The sequence below is a fragment of the Streptomyces sp. CBMA152 genome, from assembly GCF_014596475.1.
Taxonomy (GTDB): domain Bacteria; phylum Actinomycetota; class Actinomycetes; order Streptomycetales; family Streptomycetaceae; genus Streptomyces.
The window spans coordinates 310574-326047 of record NZ_MECJ01000028.1 but is presented as its reverse complement, the minus strand read 5'-3'; the positions used below and the strand labels follow the sequence as shown (position 1 = coordinate 326047).

Below are 15474 nucleotides of genomic sequence, written 5' to 3'. Positions count from 1 at the left end.
GTCAGCCGTCAGTGCACGCTCACCACGAGCATCGCGAACATCATCAGCAGCGCGAGCACCAGCCCCGCGCGGCGCATCTTCGCCTGTGCCTCGCGCAGTTCCTTCGGCGGCTCGTTCTTCGGGTCGGACCACAGCATGCCTTCGATACTGCGGCGGCGAGGGCCCGGGCGCCTGAGTACGAGTACTCAGGCGCCCGGGCCCTCGGGACTACGCCGGCCAGTACGTACGTGCCCACGCGCGCGGACCCGGCCTCGGGACCGGGTGGCGGGCGATGCGGGCCGGGGTCGACCACTCCTCGGGCGGCAGCGGCGCACCGGACGACACCGATGCCGTCGCCGCGGCGCGCGCACGGACCACCGCCAGTGCGGCGGCCAGCTCCTCCGGGGTCGGATTGCCCCGTACGACCTTGATCATGACGGCTCCTCGGGGCCTAGAGGGGAATGTTGCCGTGCTTCTTCGGGGGAAGGCTTTCCCGCTTCGTGCGCAGCTGACGCAGCCCGCGCACGATGTGCGCCCGGGTGTCGGACGGCATGATCACCGCGTCGACGTAACCGCGCTCGGCCGCGATGTACGGGTTGAGGAGCGTGTCCTCGTAGTCCGCGATCAGCTCTGCACGCGTGGCCTCGACGTCGTCGGCGGCCGCGATCGTGCGGCGGTGCAGGATGTTCACCGCACCCTGCGCGCCCATCACCGCGATCTGCGCGGTCGGCCAGGCGAGGTTGAGGTCGGCGCCCAGGTGCTTGGAGCCCATGACGTCGTACGCGCCGCCGAACGCCTTGCGGGTGATGACCGTGATCAGCGGGACCGTGGCCTCGGCGTACGCGTAGATCAGCTTGGCGCCACGCCGGATGATGCCGCCGTACTCCTGGTCGACGCCGGGCAGGAAGCCGGGCACGTCGACGAAGGTGAGGACCGGCACGTTGAACGCGTCGCAGGTGCGCACGAACCGCGCGGCCTTCTCGGACGCGTCGATGTCCAGACAGCCCGCGAACTGCATCGGCTGGTTGGCCACGATGCCGACCGGGTAGCCCTCGACGCGCCCGAACCCGGTGAGGATGTTCGGCGCGAACAGGGCCTGCGTCTCCAGGAACTCGCCGTCGTCCAGGACGTGCTCGATCGCCGTGTGCATGTCGTACGGCTGGTTCGCGGAGTCCGGGATGAGGGTGTCCAACTCCCGGTCGGTGTCCGACACTTCGAGGTCGGCCTCCTCGGGGAAGGCCGGGGCCTCGCTCAGGTTGTTCGACGGCAGGTACGACAGCAGCGACTTGACGTACTCGATGGCGTCCTTCTCGTCGCCCGCCATGTGGTGCGCCACGCCCGACGTGGTGTTGTGGGTGCGCGCGCCGCCCAGCTCCTCGAAGCCGACGTCCTCGCCGGTGACCGTCTTGATGACGTCCGGGCCGGTGATGAACATGTGCGAGGTCTGGTCGACCATCACCGTGAAGTCGGTGATGGCGGGCGAGTACACCGCACCGCCCGCGCACGGGCCGACGATCAGCGAGATCTGCGGGACGACACCCGAGGCGTGCACGTTGCGGCGGAAGATCTCGGCGAACAGGCCGAGCGCGACCACGCCCTCCTGGATCCGGGCGCCACCGCCGTCGTTGATGCCGATGACCGGGCAGCCGGTCTTCAGCGCGAAGTCCATGACCTTGACGATCTTCTCGCCGTAGACCTCGCCGAGCGAGCCGCCGAAGATGGTGAAGTCCTGGGAGTAGACGCAGACGGGGCGGCCGTCGACGGTTCCGTAACCGGTGACGACACCGTCGCCGTACGGGCGGTTCTTCTCGATCCCGAAGTTGGTCGAGCGGTGCCGGGCGAACTCGTCGAGTTCGACGAACGACCCCTCGTCGAGGAGCAGGTCGACCCGCTCACGGGCGGTCAACTTGCCCTTCGCGTGCTGCTTTTCCACAGCGCGTTCGGAGCCGGCGTGCGTTGCCTCGCCGATACGGCGCTGCAGATCCGCGAGCTTGCCCGCGGTGGTGTGGATGTCGGTCTTTTCCGGCTCGGACATCGGGATGCGGCTCCCTGCCTGGTCACGGGTTCGGCTGGCTACTGACTCGTAGGGTAGTGGCGCGGATACCGTTCGGCAGTGCGGCGTTGGCCACACCGGCGTGCGCCCCCGCAGGTGTCCCGAACCGGCTGTTCTCCCGCCTAACCTGGCTACATGACGCCCTCGGACGCACCCGACAGCCGCTGGTCCGACCTCGACCGGCCGCCGCTCAACGCCGCCGCCCTGCGCCACGCGCTGGTGCGGCCCGGCGCCCTGTGGACCTCCCTGGAGGTGGTCCAGGAGACCGGCTCCACCAACTCCGACCTCGCGGCCCGGGCGGCCTCGCTCCCCGAGGGGGCGGTCCTGGTGGCCGAGGAGCAGACGGCGGGCCGGGGCCGCCTCGACCGCAGCTGGACGGCGCCCTCGCGCTCCGGCCTGTTCTTCTCCGTCCTGCTCAAGCCCGGCCCGGGCGTCCCGATGGAGCGCTGGGGCTGGCTGCCGCTGCTCACCGGTGTCGCGGCGGCCACGGGTCTGTCCCGCGCCGGGGGCGTCGACACCGCGCTGAAGTGGCCCAACGACCTGCTGGTCACGGTCGACGGCGAGGAGCGCAAGGCGGGCGGCATCCTGGCCGAGCGCGCGGGCGAGGACGCGGTGGTGGTCGGAATCGGCCTGAACGTGTCGCTGCGCGCCGACGAACTCCCCGTCCCCGCCGCCGGTTCGCTGGCGCTCGCCGGCGCCGTCTCCACCGACCGCGACACACTGCTGCGGGCCGTACTGCGCTCGCTTGAGCAGTGGTACGTGGACTGGCGCGAGGCGGGCGGCGACCCGGCGGCGTCCCGGTTGCAGGAGACGTATACGGCGGGCTGCGCGACGCTCGGCCGGAGCGTGCGCGCGGAGCTGCCGGGCGACCGCTCCCTGACCGGCGAGGCGGTCGCGGTCGACGGCGACGGGCGGCTGGTCCTGGCCACGGAGGAGGGCGTACGCGAGCCCGTTGCGGCGGGCGACATCGTCCACCTGCGCCCCGCCGCGAGCTGACGCGCCGGGCGGACGGGTAGCGACAGCACCACCCTGGCGGAGAGTCGACGGGCCACAGGGACGTGAGCTACGGCACACCTGCCGTATCGTGGAGCCCGATCCAGCGACAGATCGGCAGGGAATGCGCAGGGAACGGGCAGGAGGCGGCTGGTGACCGTCGACGACAAGCAGTCCGGCGAGGGGGGCCGCCCTCCGTCGGAACCGGCCCCAAGCTCCGCGTACCCGACCCCGCACCACGCCGTGGACCACACCGCCGAGCCGACGCACGACCCGCTCGCGATCCGGCTTGAGCAGCTGATCCTCGGCGCGGACCGCCGCTATACGCCGTTCCAGGCGGCTCGTACGGCTGGTGTCTCCATGGAGCTCGCCTCGCGGTTCTGGCGGGCCATGGGGTTCGCCGACATCGGACAGGCCAAGGCGCTCACCGAGGCGGACGTGCTCGCGCTGCGGCGCCTGGCCGGTCTGGTCGAGGCGGGGCTGCTCAGCGAGCCCATGGCCGTCCAGGTGGCCCGCTCCACCGGGCAGACCACCGCCCGGCTGGCGGAGTGGCAGATCGATTCCTTCCTGGAGGGCCTGACCGAGCCGCCCGAGCCCGGTATGACCCGTACGGAAGTGACGTATCCGCTGGTCGAGCTGTTGCTGCCGGAGCTGGAGGAGTTCCTGGTCTATGTGTGGCGGCGCCAGCTCGCCGCCGCGACCGGGCGCGTGGTGCAGGCCGCCGACGACGAGGAGATGGTCGACCGGCGTCTCGCCGTCGGCTTCGCCGACCTCGTCGGCTTCACCCGGCTGACCCGGCGCCTTGAGGAGGAGGAGCTCGGCGAGCTGGTCGAGGCGTTCGAGACGACCGCTGCCGACCTCGTCGCGGCCCATGGCGGCCGCCTCATCAAGACGCTCGGCGACGAGGTCCTGTTCGCGGCCGACGACGCCGGGACCGCCGCCGAGATATCGCTCCGGCTGATCGAGACCATGAGCCATGACGAGACGATGCCGGCGCTGCGCGTCGGCATCGCGTTCGGCACGGTCACCACCCGGATGGGCGATGTCTTCGGCACGACCGTGAACCTGGCGAGCCGGCTCACGTCGATAGCGCCGAAGGACTCCGTGCTGGTCGACGGCGCCTTCGCGGAGGAGCTGACCCGGGCCGGGGACGCGCCGGTCTCGGAGGCGCAGGCCGCCGAGGAGGCGGCGGCCGCCGAGAAGGAGGGCGAGGAGCCGCCTCGGTACCGGTTCGCGCTCCAGCCGATGTGGCAGCGGCCGGTGCGTGGCTTGGGCGTGGTGGAGCCGTGGATGCTGCACCGGCGTACGTAGCTCCGCCTAGCCAGGGGTGCGGTTACTCGTCTGCGGGCCGTCGTGGGCTGGTCGCGCAGTTCCCCGCGCCCCTAGTAGGGCACCCGGCGCCGTATCGGCCTTCCAAGAGTCCGCCTAGGATCCCCGACGTAACGTTCGTTAACGTCGTCGGGAGGGTCTGATGGGTACGGATGAGCAGCGGTACGGGGAGTTCGTGGCCGTGCGGCGGCATGAGTACGTCGCCGAGCTGGTTCTGGACCGGCCCAAGGCGATGAACGCCGTCTCGTCCGAGATGGCCCGCTCGATCGCGGCCGCCTGCGACGCGCTCGCGGCCGACGCGCAGGTGCGCGCCACCGTGCTGACGTCGACGCACGAGCGGGCGTTCTGCGTGGGCGCGGACCTGAAGGAACGCAACTCCTTCACCGACGCAGAGCTCGTACGCCAGCGGCCGACCGCGCGGGCCTGCTACACCGGCGTGCTCGACCTGCCGATGCCGACGGTCGCGGCCGTGCACGGCTTCGCGCTCGGTGGCGGGTTCGAGCTGGCGCTGGCCTGCGATCTGATCGTGGCGGACGCGACGGCCGTCGTCGGGCTGCCCGAGGTCTCCGTCGGTGTCATCCCCGGCGGCGGCGGTACGCAGCTGCTGCCCCGGCGGGTGGGGGCGGCCCGGGCGGCCGAACTGGTCTTCACCGCGCGGCGGGTGGAGTCGGCGGAGGCGCGCGAGCTGGGCCTCGTGGACGTACTCGTCGACGCGGGCGAGGACCGTACCGAGGCGCTGGCGCTCGCCGCGCGGATCGCCGCGAACTCGCCGGTCGGGCTGCGCGCGGCCAAGCGGGCGATGCGGCTCGGCCACGGCCTCGACCTGCGGGCGGGCCTGGAGGTCGAGGACGCGGCCTGGCGGTCGGTGGCCTTCTCCGGGGACCGGGCGGAGGGCGTGGCGGCGTTCAACGAGAAGCGGAAGCCGAAGTGGCCGGGGGAGTGAGCCGGTAGGTGGGCCGGGGGCGTGAACGGCTGGCCCGGCCAGTGGCTCAAAACCGGGCAAACCTACCTAAGCTGGAGGGATGCGCGGTGAGGGTGAGGGTGTCGGCGGAGCCGAGGACGTACGGCTGAGGGCCGTGGTGTCGCTGGCGCAGGCCATGGCGGCGGCCCACACCCCGCGCGAGTCCTGGCGGGCGGCCGCGCTCGGCGCGCGGGACGCGCTCGCCGGGAACTTCGCCGCGCTCTCCACCTGGGAGCGGGAGCTGGGGCGGCTGCGGGTGCTGGTGAACGCGGGCGAACGGGCTGCGGGGGAGGAGGAGTTCCCCGAGGACGAGACGTATCCGGTGCACCAGTTCCCCGAGATCACCGAGTTCCTGCACGAGCGCTGGGCAGGCGGGGGCGAGCCCAACGCGTGGGTGGAGACTGCGGCCGGGCCCGACGACTCGGCGGGCTACTGCCACGAGCGGGTGACGGCCCTGCGCCGGCGCGGGCGCGGCTGCTGTGTGGTCGCGCCGATCGTGCTGCACGGGCGGGCGTGGGGCGAGTTGTACGTGGCCCGTCCGCTCGGCGCCCCCGTCTTCGACGCGTCCGACGCCGACTTCGCCACCGTTCTCGCCTCCGTCGCGGCGGCGGGGATCGCCCAGACGGAACGCCTGGAAGAGGTCCGCCGCCTCGCCTTCACCGACCCGCTGACGGGTCTGGCCAACCGCCGCGCGGTGGACGTACGTCTCGACGAGGCGATCGAGGCGCATCGGCGGGACGGGGTGGTGGTGAGCCTGGTCGTGTGCGACCTGAACGGGCTGAAGCGGGTGAACGACACGCGGGGGCACGCGGTGGGCGACCGGCTGCTGGAGCGCTTCGGCTCCGTCCTGTCGCTGTGCGGCGCGATGCTCCCGGGCGCGCTCGCGGCACGCCTGGGCGGTGACGAGTTCTGCCTTCTGACGCTGGGTCCGTCGGCGGAGGAGGTGGTGCGGGTGGCATCCGAACTGTGCCTGCGGGCGGGGGAGTTGGAGCTGGGTGAGGGTGTGGCGTGCGGTGTCGCCTCGACGGGTGACCCCATCGGGCCGGTCCGCTCGGCCCGCCGCCTCTTCCGCCTCGCGGACGCGGCCCAGTACCGCGCGAAGGCTGCGCGCGCGCCGAAGCCGGTGGTGGCGGGCCGGGACGACGCGGTGGTCCCCCTGGCGGACGCGCCTGTGCCGGAACGGGCGGAACGCCGCCGCTTCCGTGGCCGGGGGTGAATTCCCCACCCCGCCCCTTCCCGAAACTCTCCGAGGGGGCTCTTCGGGTGCGGACCGTGCTGGGTTGCGCGCGCAGTTCCCCGCGCCCCTTAGATGGGCCCTTCGGGCCCTCCTTTAGGGGCGCGGGGAACTGCGCGACAAGCCCCCACCGGCGGTCAGCCAAAGAACCCGGCCGCCCGCCCAGGGCTTTCGGGAAGGGGCGGGGTGGGGAATCGCCCCCGTAAGGGGTCCTCCCCCCGCCCACTAGTGACACGCGGCGATTCAGTCCGTACGCTGCTGAATATGGATATGCACACTGTCGTGGTGGGGACGTCCGGGACGACCCCGGAGGACGTCGTCGCCGTCGCCCGTCAGGGCGCCCGGGTCGAACTCTCGGCCGAAGCGCTCGACGCCCTCGCCAGAGCCCGCGAGATCGTCGACGCCCTCGCGGCGAAGCCGGAGCCCGTGTACGGCGTCTCCACCGGCTTCGGCGCCCTCGCCAGCCGGCACATCAGCCCCGACCTGCGCGCCCAGCTCCAGCGCAACATCGTGCGCTCGCACGCCGCCGGCATGGGCCCGCGCGTGGAGCGCGAGGTCGTGCGCGCGCTGATGTTCCTGCGGCTCAAGACCGTCGCCTCGGGCCACACCGGCGTACGCCCGTCCGTCGCGCAGACCATGGCGGACATCCTCAACGCCGGCATCACCCCGGTCGTCCACGAGTACGGCTCGCTCGGCTGTTCCGGCGACCTCGCCCCGCTCTCGCACTGCGCGATGACGCTCATGGGCGAGGGGGACGCGGAAGGCCCCGACGGCGTCGTGCGGCCCGCCGGTGAACTGCTCGCCGAGGCCGGTATCGAGCCCGTCGTGCTGCGCGAGAAGGAGGGCCTGGCCCTCCTCAACGGCACCGACGGCATGCTCGGCATGCTGGTCATGGCCATCGCCGACCTGAAGAAGCTCTACACGTCGGCCGACATCACGGCCGCCCTCTCCCTCGAAGCGCTCCTCGGCACCGCCAAGGTCCTCGCGCCCGAGCTGCACGCGATCCGCCCGCACCCCGGCCAGGGCGCCTCCGCCGCCAACATGCTGTCCGTGCTGAAGGGTTCGGGCCTGACCGGACACTTCCAGCAGGACGAGGCCCCGCGTGTCCAGGACGCGTACTCGGTGCGCTGCGCGCCCCAGGTCGCGGGCGCCGGACGCGACACCATCGCGTACGCCCTGACCGTGGCCGAGCGCGAGCTCGCCTCGGCCGTCGACAACCCGGTCGTCCTGCCCGACGGCCGCGTCGAGTCCAACGGCAACTTCCACGGCGCCCCCGTCGCGTACGTCCTGGACTTCCTCGCCATCGCCGCCGCCGACCTCGGCTCGATCGCCGAGCGCCGCACCGACCGGCTGCTCGACAAGAACCGGTCGCACGGCCTGCCGCCGTTCCTCGCGGACGACGCCGGTGTCGACTCCGGCCTGATGATCGCCCAGTACACCCAGGCCGCCCTGGTCAGTGAGATGAAACGTCTCGCCGTCCCGGCGTCCGCCGACTCGATTCCCTCCTCCGCCATGCAGGAGGACCACGTCTCGATGGGCTGGTCGGCCGCCCGCAAGCTGCGGACCGCGATCGACAACCTGACCCGGATCATCGCCGTCGAGCTGTACGCGGCGACCCGCGGCATCGAGCTGCGCCACGGCCTGACCCCCGCGCCCGCCTCGCAGGCCGCCATCGCGGCCGCCCGCGCGGCCGGTGTCGGCGGCCCCGGCCCCGACCGCTTCCTGGCGCCCGACCTGGCCGCCGCCGACGCGTTCGTGCGCAGCGGTGAGCTGGTCGCCGCCGTGGAGCCGGTGACGGGCCCGCTGGCCTGATCCGTACGTACGGCAAAGGGCGCCCTGGATTTCCGGGGCGCCCTTTCTCGTACGGTCTCGTACGTGCTCAGTACTGCTGGCGCGCCCGCCGTACCGAGAACGCGACGAAACCGGCGCCCACGCCCAGGAACAGCGTGCCGCCGAAGAGGTACGGGGACGTGTCCACGCTGCCCGTGTCGGCGAGGGCCGGGTCCGACTCCGTGCCGGAGGTGGTCGCCGAAGAGTGGGCCGGGGCCGACTGCGGCTTGCCGGGCGCGTCCGTGGCGTTGGCGGATGGGACGAACCACAGGGCGCAGAGCAGCGAGCCCGCCGCGGTGGCGGTGAGCAGCGGCCGGCGAGCGATGGGCACCTGGTCGATCCCCCTTGTGGATACGGCGAATTGGTGGTGTGTGCCGATGCTAGTGAAAGCAGCGGGTCGCAGGAAAGTCGCGGCGGCCCGGAGCCCTACGCTCCGTCGCATGACCACTGAAGAGACACCACGTTATGTACGCCTCCGGGTTGATTTGATCCTGGAGATCGACGACACGGAGGCGCTGACGGGCGCGGCGCTTGAGCGCATCACGGCGGACGAACTCCTTCCGGAGCTCGAACGCGCGCATGCCGAGTCGGCGGTGCGGGAAGACGAGGCGGAGGCCCTGGCGTATCTGGTCGATCCGTTCGACCTGATCGCCGAGGTGCCGGGGGTCGAGCTCGCCCAGGCTTCGTGGAGCAGCGAGGAGATCGAGTACGACCCCGACGACGAGGACTGGGACCTCGACGAGGAAGATGAGACGGACGAGGAGGACGGGGACGGCGGCCCGAGGCCGTAGCGTCCGCGGAGCCGCAGGGCCGGGGTCACCCGGCCCGGGTGGCGCCGCCGGGTGGGCTTTCCCACACCTCCTCCGGAAATGGAACCACAGCCTCAGCGGCTACGTTGTTCAGTCGATGGTTGGGGACCGGCGATGATGGAGAAGCGTGTGATAACGGAGAGTAAGCGGCGCAAGGGACTTGTGGTCGCGTCCGCCGTGCTCGGTGGCGTTCTGGTGCTGTCGGCCTGCAACGACAGTTCCAAGGACAAGGGCGGCGCCGACGCCTCGAAGACGTCACAGTCCCAGGTCGACAAGGCGGCCGAGAAGGACACCTCCGACGCCAAGATCACCATCACGCCCAAGAACGGCGCCGACAACGTCGGCATCAACAACGGCACCAAGGTCACCGTCGCCGACGGCAAGCTGACCTCGGTCACCATGACCTCGGCCGACGGCACCGCGGTCACCGGCAAGATCTCGGCGGACGGCGCCAGCTGGGCGCCGGACAAGCAGCTGAAGCGCTCCGCCAAGTACAAGATCACGGCGGCCGCGAAGGACGCGAAGGGCCGCGAGGCCCACGAGAACGCCTCGTTCTCGACCGTCTCGCCCAGCAACAGCTTCATCGGCAACTTCACGCCGGAGGACGGCTCGACGGTCGGCGTGGGCATGCCGGTCTCGGTCACCTTCGACAAGGCGATCACCAACAAGAAGGACGTCCAGTCCCACATCTCGGTGACGTCCAGCAGCGGCCAGGAGGTCGTCGGCCACTGGTTCGGCGCCCAGCGCCTGGACTTCCGTCCGCAGGACTACTGGAAGTCCGGCTCGACCGTGACGATGAAGCTCGACCTGGACGGCGTCCAGGCGTCCAACGGCATCACCGGCGTCCAGGAGAAGACGGTCACCTTCAAGATCGGCCGCAACCAGGTCTCGACGGTCGACGCCAACACGCACCAGATGACCGTCACCCAGGACGGCAAGACGGTCAAGACCATCCCGATCTCGGCCGGCGCGCCCGACCACAAGACGTACAACGGCACGATGGTGATCTCCGAGAAGTTCAAGGAGACCCGGATGAACGGCGCCACGGTCGGCTTCACCGACGGTGACGGCAAGGGCGAGTACGACATCAAGGACGTCCCGCACGCCATGCGGCTCTCCGCCTCCGGCACGTTCATCCACGGCAACTACTGGGGTGACAAGTCCATCTTCGGCAGCGTCAACACCAGCCACGGCTGTGTGGGCCTGTCCGACACCAAGGGCGCCGACGACGCGGGCACCGCGGGTGCCTGGTTCTACGAGCACTCGATCGTCGGTGACGTGGTCATCGTCAAGAACACCGGCGACAAGACCATCGCGCCCGACAACGGCTTCAGCGACTGGAACCTGAGCTGGTCGGCCTGGCAGGCCGGCTCGGCCGCCTGAGCCCCTTCCGTCCGTACGACAGCGGCCGCGCCCGGATTCCGGTGCGCGGCCACTGTCGTACGTCCGTACACAGAGCCGTCGTTGAGGGTTCTCATGGCGCTCTCATCGCGGCCTTAACTCCTCATCACCCCTCGCGCCTACCTTCGCGCCCATGTTCTTCACCTATCTCCGGCGCGAGCTGCGCCGCCGCAGAAAAGCGGCGCTCGTCGTCGCGTCGGGGCTCGCGCTCGGCATCGCGCTGGTCATCGTGGTCAGTTCGGTGTCGACCGGGATGACGCGGGCGCAGGGCAAGGTCCTGCAGTCGTTGTACGGGCTCGGCACCGACATGACCGTCACCAAGGCCGCGCCCCCGCCCGGCTCCTCGGACGGCGGCCGCCCCCGCTTCAAGTTCGACGCCAAGGGCAGCGGCGACACCGGCGACCAGAGCAGCGACCGGGTGATGGTGCAGGGCTTCCAGACCCTGGCGTCCTCGACGGTGGGCCAGGTGGACAAGCAGGACGGCGTCGCGGACGCGGTCGGCGGCCTGAACCTGACCGTCCTGAAGGTCAACGGCCAGTTCACGCGCGGCGAGTTCAAGCAGTACCGCCAGCAGCAGAAGTCCCGGCGCGGCTCGGGCGGCACCGGCCCGCAGGGCGAGGTCCAGGGCGGCGGCGCCTCCTTCGACGTCAACTCCTTCACGGTGTACGGCACGGACGTCACCAAGCAGCAGCTCGGCCCGCTGACCTCCTCCAAGATCACCTCGGGCCGTACCTTCCGCAGCGACGAGAGCGCCGGCAAGGTCGCGGTCGTCGACAGCGCGTACGCCAAGGAGAAGCAGTTGGCCGCCGGCGGCAGCGTCACCATCTCCAGCACCAAGTACACGATCATCGGCCTGGCCACCGCCGACAGCGGGAACGCCGCCGCCAACGTCTATCTGCCGCTCGGCGAGGCGCAGGCGCTCGCGGGCGCCAAGGACAAGATCACCACGGTGTATGTGAAGGCGGCCGACTCGCAGCGGATCGCGGGCGTGAAGACGGCCATCCAGAAGAACGTCTCGGGGACGACGGTCACCACCTCCGCCGATCTCGCCGACACCGTGTCCGGCTCGCTGTCCACCGCCTCCAGCCTCGCCTCCAACGTCGGCAAGTGGCTCTCGATCGCGGTGCTCGCCGCCGCCTTCCTGGTGGCCGGGCTGCTCACCTCGTCGGCGGTCAGCCGCCGGGTGCGGGAGTTCGGCACGCTCAAGGCGCTCGGCTGGAAGAGCGGCCGGGTCACCCGCCAGGTCGTCGGAGAAGCCCTGGTCAACGGCCTGATGGGCGGCGCACTCGGCATCGCGCTCGGCCTCGCGGGCGCGTACGCGGTCACCGCGATCAGCCCGACGCTCACCGCGCAGCTCGGCGGCGGTGGCGGCAACGGCGGCGGAGGTTTCGGTGGCGGCGGCTTCGGGCGCCGGAGCGCCGCCAAGGCCGTCGACATCGCGCTGACCGCGCCGGTCTCCCTCACCACCATCGGCCTCGCCGTGGCCCTCGCGGTCGCGGGCGGTCTCGTCGCGGGCGGCTTCGGCGGCTGGCGCGCCTCCCGGCTGCGCCCGGCCGACGCCCTGCGCCGCGTCGAGTAGCCGTCCGCGCACCGCCCATCTCACGTACGTACGAAAGGAACCGACCCCGAGTCATGTACGAACTCAGCGGCGTCACCAAGCGGTACCGGCGGGGCAAGGACACCATCAACGCGCTCGACGGGGTCGATCTGACCATCGAGGACGGCGGACGCCTGGTCATCCAGGGGCCCACCGGCGGCGGCAAGTCCACCCTGCTCCAGATGCTCGGCGGGCTCGACCGGCCGACCGAGGGCAGCGTCGTCCTCGACGGCGTCGACCTCGGGCGCCTGCCCGAGGCCCGGCTCACCAAGGTGCGGGCCGAGTCCATCGGCTTCGTCTTCCAGAGCTTCAACCTGATCCCGACGCTCACCGCCCAGGAGAACGTCGAGACCGCCCTCGTCCCGCTCGGCCTCAAGGCCGCCGACCGCCGTGAGCGCGCCGCCGAGGCGCTGACGTCGGTGGGCCTGGGCGAGCGGCTGTCCCATCTGCCCGGCGAGATGTCCGGCGGTCAGCAGCAGCGCGTCGCGATCGCCCGCGCGGTCGTCAAGCGCCCCAAGGTGCTGCTCGCCGACGAGCCCACCGGCAACCTCGACGAGGGCATGCGCGACGAGATCATGGAGGTGCTCGAAGCGCTCTGGAAGGAGCACCACCTCACGTTCGTGATGGTCACCCACGACACCGCGCTGGCCCGCCGCGCCCCGCGCATCGCGGTCATCCGCAAGGGCAGGGTGACGATCACGGAGAACGCGTCGGCGGCGTGACGTCTACGCGGCGCCGGTGGGCGGTGTGACGGGTGTGGGGCGGCTCCCGGTCTCGGGGGCCGCCGCCCAGCTCGCGAGCAGCCGCAGCGAGTCGGCCGAGGCCGAGCCGGGTTCCGCGTAATAGGTCACCAGCGACAGATCGTGCTCGTCGGGCATCTTCAACGTCTCGTACGAGAGGGTCAGTTCACCCACCACCGGGTGGTGCAGCCGCTTGCTGCCGTGGCCCTTCTGGCGGACGGTGTGGGCCGCCCACAACGTACGGAACTCGTCGCTCTTCACCGACAGCTCGCCGACCAGCGCGGTGAGCAGCGGGTCGTCCGGGTAGCAGCCCGCGCACAGCCGCAGCACGCCCACCACCTCGGCCGCCTTGTCCTCCCATTCGAGGTAGCGCTCGCGGGCGGTCGGGTCGAGGAAGACATGGCGGGCGAAGTTGCGCTCCTCCGGCGGCAGTTCGACGAAGTCGCCGATCAGGGCGGCCGCCATCCGGTTCCAGGCCAGCAGGTCGAGCCGGCGGCCGAGCAGATACGCCGGGACCGACTCCATCGAGTCGATCAGATGCTGGAGCTCCGGCCGCACCCGCTGCTGGCGGGCCATCGCCGCCCGCTTCTTCTTCGTCGTGGTCGGCTTGGCGAGGTGCGTCAGATGCTGCTGCTCGGCCTCGGTCAGCCGCAGCGCCCGGGCGATCGCGTCCAGGACCTCGGTCGACACGTTCTGCCCGTTCCCCTGCTCCAGGCGGGTGTAGTACGCGACCGACACCCCGGCCAGCTGCGCCAGCTCCTCGCGGCGCAGCCCCGGCACCCGCCGGTGCCGCCCGAAGTCGGGCAGCCCCACGTCCCCGGGCTTGAGCCGGGCCCGGCGGGAGCGGAGGAATTCGCTGAGTTCGGCACGCTGGTCCATGACATCCCAGTATCCGCTGTCGTACGACCGTGAGCCTGACCCTGCCAGTAGTACGCACACCGGTGGTACGCACGGCGGACGTACGTAGACCAGGGGGCTGGGTGACAGGCCCCGGACGCGGCACCGTGGTGGACGTATCCGAGATCTTGAGGAGAAGGCAATGACCACCGTCGCCGCCTACGCCGCCCCCGCCGCCAAGGCACCGCTGGAGCGCACCACCATCGAGCGCCGTCCCGTCGGCGCGCACGACATCCTGATCGAGATCAAGTACGCGGGCATCTGCCACTCCGACATCCACCAGGCCCGCGAGGGCTGGGGCGAGGCCATCTTCCCGATGGTCCCGGGCCACGAGATCGCGGGCGTGGTCGCCGAGACCGGCTCGGCCGTGACGAAGTACGCGGTCGGCGACCGGGTCGGCGTCGGCTGCTTCGTCGACTCCTGCGGCGAGTGCGAGCAGTGCCGGGCCGGGCAGGAGCAGTTCTGCGCCCAGGGCGTCGGCACGTACAACGCGATCGGCCGCGACGGCGAGCCCACCTACGGCGGCTACTCCACCCACGTCGTCGTCGACGAGCGCTTCGCCCTGCGCATCCCCGACAGCCTCTCCCTGGACGTCGCGGCGCCGCTGCTGTGCGCCGGGATCACGCTGTACTCGCCGCTGCGCCGCTGGCAGACGGGCCCCGGCAAGAAGGTCGCGATCCTCGGGCTCGGCGGCCTCGGCCACATGGGCGTCAAGATCGCGCACGCGCTGGGCGCCGAGGTGACCGTGCTCAGCCAGACGCTGCGCAAGCAGGAGGACGGCCTGAAGCTCGGCGCGGACCACTTCCACGCGACGAGCGACCCGGAGACCTTCTCGAAGCTCGCGGGCTCGCTCGACCTGATCGTCTCCACGGTCTCGGCCCCGCTGGACCTCGGCGCCTACCTCTCGCTCCTGAAGCCGGGCGGCGCGCTGGTGAACGTGGGCGCCCCCGAGGAGCCGAACGCGCTCAACATGTTCGGCCTCATCGGCGGCAACAAGATCCTCGCCGGTTCGATGATCGGCGGCATCGCGGAGACCCAGGAAATGCTGGACTTCTGCGCGGAGCACGGCCTGGGCGCGGAGATCGAGCTGATCCGCGCGGAGCAGGTGAACGAGGCGTACGAGCGGGTGCTGGCCAGCGATGTGCGCTACCGGTTCGTGATCGACGCGGCGACGATCTGAGTCCGTTTGCCTTACGTCTGAGGTAATCGACGGTGCGGCGGTGGCCCGGCAGGATCGGGGCATCGCCGCACCGGCATATCCGGGCGGGGACTGCCGACCGAGGAGGTCACTGCCATGACCGCGTACGCCATCGCCAACCTGCGCCGCACCGCGACGATGCCCGAGGACGTCTTCGTCTACATGGAGACCATCCAGTCCACCCTGGCCCCCTTCGACGGCCACTTCCTGGTCCACGGTGCGACCTTGGAGGTGCGGGAGGGGACGTGGCCGAACGCCCTGGTGGTCATCGCGTTCCCGGACATAGCCGCGGCCCGGGCCTGGTACGACTCCCCGGAGTACCAGGCCCTGCTCCCGCTGCGTACGAACCACATCGAGGGGGATGCGGTGCTGGTGGAGGGGGTGGGGGAGGGTTACCAGGCGGCGACGACGGCAGCCCGTCTCAGGGCCGCGCAGTCGGCGTAGTTGGGGCGC

At 71.3% G+C, this 15474-nt stretch carries 16 protein-coding genes; 11 read left to right on the top strand and 5 right to left on the bottom strand.

The window, feature by feature from the left end; genetic code table 11:
• Positions 1-8: 8 nt before the first annotated feature.
• From mmpB to BG418_RS24975, 3 genes are all read right to left on the bottom strand, one after another.
• Positions 9-137, bottom strand: coding sequence for a morphogenic membrane protein MmpB (gene mmpB / locus BG418_RS40595; RefSeq protein WP_262928610.1), 129 nt, complete (start codon positions 135-137; stop codon positions 9-11).
• Between the two features lie 70 nt (positions 138-207).
• Positions 208-414 carry an acyl-CoA carboxylase epsilon subunit gene (locus BG418_RS24980; protein ID WP_188276217.1) on the bottom strand — a complete coding sequence of 69 codons (207 nt, stop codon included), beginning with the start codon at positions 412-414 and terminating at the stop codon, positions 208-210.
• A gap of 16 nt (positions 415-430) precedes the next feature.
• Positions 431-2014, bottom strand: coding sequence for an acyl-CoA carboxylase subunit beta (locus BG418_RS24975; RefSeq protein WP_188276216.1), 1584 nt, complete (start codon positions 2012-2014; stop codon positions 431-433).
• Between the two features lie 153 nt (positions 2015-2167).
• Here BG418_RS24975 and BG418_RS24970 point away from each other — a divergent pair, with 153 nt between their 5' ends.
• The 5 genes from BG418_RS24970 (at position 2168) to hutH (ending at position 8361) form a co-directional block, all read left to right on the top strand.
• A complete protein-coding gene (locus BG418_RS24970; RefSeq protein ID WP_188276215.1) occupies positions 2168-3028 on the top strand; it encodes a biotin--[acetyl-CoA-carboxylase] ligase in 861 nt (286 codons plus the stop codon).
• A gap of 150 nt (positions 3029-3178) precedes the next feature.
• Complete coding sequence (locus tag BG418_RS24965) at positions 3179-4336, top strand: adenylate/guanylate cyclase domain-containing protein (RefSeq protein WP_188276214.1); 1158 nt, start codon at positions 3179-3181, stop codon at positions 4334-4336.
• Positions 4337-4493: 157 nt separating this feature from the next.
• A complete protein-coding gene (locus BG418_RS24960; RefSeq protein ID WP_188276570.1) occupies positions 4494-5297 on the top strand; it encodes an enoyl-CoA hydratase/isomerase family protein in 804 nt (267 codons plus the stop codon).
• 79 nt (positions 5298-5376) lie between these two features.
• Complete coding sequence (locus tag BG418_RS24955) at positions 5377-6531, top strand: sensor domain-containing diguanylate cyclase (protein ID WP_223185355.1); 1155 nt, start codon at positions 5377-5379, stop codon at positions 6529-6531.
• A gap of 288 nt (positions 6532-6819) precedes the next feature.
• The gene (gene hutH, locus BG418_RS24950; protein WP_188276568.1) at positions 6820-8361 is read left to right on the top strand and encodes a histidine ammonia-lyase; all 1542 of its coding nucleotides are present in this window, start codon (positions 6820-6822) and stop codon (positions 8359-8361) included.
• A 67-nt stretch (positions 8362-8428) separates the two neighbouring features.
• Here hutH and BG418_RS24945 read toward each other — a convergent pair whose 3' ends face one another.
• Positions 8429-8710: a hypothetical protein gene (locus BG418_RS24945; protein WP_188276213.1), complete on the bottom strand. Its 282-nt coding sequence runs from the start codon at positions 8708-8710 to the stop codon at positions 8429-8431.
• A 109-nt stretch (positions 8711-8819) separates the two neighbouring features.
• Here BG418_RS24945 and BG418_RS24940 point away from each other — a divergent pair, with 109 nt between their 5' ends.
• The 4 genes from BG418_RS24940 (at position 8820) to BG418_RS24925 (ending at position 12908) form a co-directional block, all read left to right on the top strand.
• On the top strand, positions 8820-9170 hold the full coding sequence (locus BG418_RS24940; protein ID WP_188276212.1) for a hypothetical protein: 351 nt from the start codon (positions 8820-8822) through the stop codon (positions 9168-9170).
• A 135-nt stretch (positions 9171-9305) separates the two neighbouring features.
• Positions 9306-10571 carry an Ig-like domain-containing protein gene (locus tag BG418_RS24935; protein WP_188276567.1) on the top strand — a complete coding sequence of 422 codons (1266 nt, stop codon included), beginning with the start codon at positions 9306-9308 and terminating at the stop codon, positions 10569-10571.
• A gap of 151 nt (positions 10572-10722) precedes the next feature.
• A complete protein-coding gene (locus tag BG418_RS24930; protein WP_188276211.1) occupies positions 10723-12168 on the top strand; it encodes an ABC transporter permease in 1446 nt (481 codons plus the stop codon).
• Between the two features lie 53 nt (positions 12169-12221).
• Positions 12222-12908: an ABC transporter ATP-binding protein gene (locus tag BG418_RS24925; RefSeq protein ID WP_188276210.1), complete on the top strand. Its 687-nt coding sequence runs from the start codon at positions 12222-12224 to the stop codon at positions 12906-12908.
• A 3-nt stretch (positions 12909-12911) separates the two neighbouring features.
• Here the strand turns inward: BG418_RS24925 and BG418_RS24920 are convergent, their stop codons facing one another.
• The gene (locus BG418_RS24920) at positions 12912-13805 is read right to left on the bottom strand and encodes a helix-turn-helix domain-containing protein (protein WP_188276209.1); all 894 of its coding nucleotides are present in this window, start codon (positions 13803-13805) and stop codon (positions 12912-12914) included.
• 160 nt (positions 13806-13965) lie between these two features.
• Between BG418_RS24920 and BG418_RS24915 the strand changes: the two genes are divergently transcribed.
• The gene (locus tag BG418_RS24915) at positions 13966-15003 is read left to right on the top strand and encodes an NAD(P)-dependent alcohol dehydrogenase (RefSeq protein ID WP_188276208.1); all 1038 of its coding nucleotides are present in this window, start codon (positions 13966-13968) and stop codon (positions 15001-15003) included.
• A 114-nt stretch (positions 15004-15117) separates the two neighbouring features.
• Positions 15118-15465, top strand: coding sequence for a DUF1330 domain-containing protein (locus BG418_RS24910; RefSeq protein ID WP_188276207.1), 348 nt, complete (start codon positions 15118-15120; stop codon positions 15463-15465).
• Positions 15466-15474 lie beyond the last annotated feature (9 nt).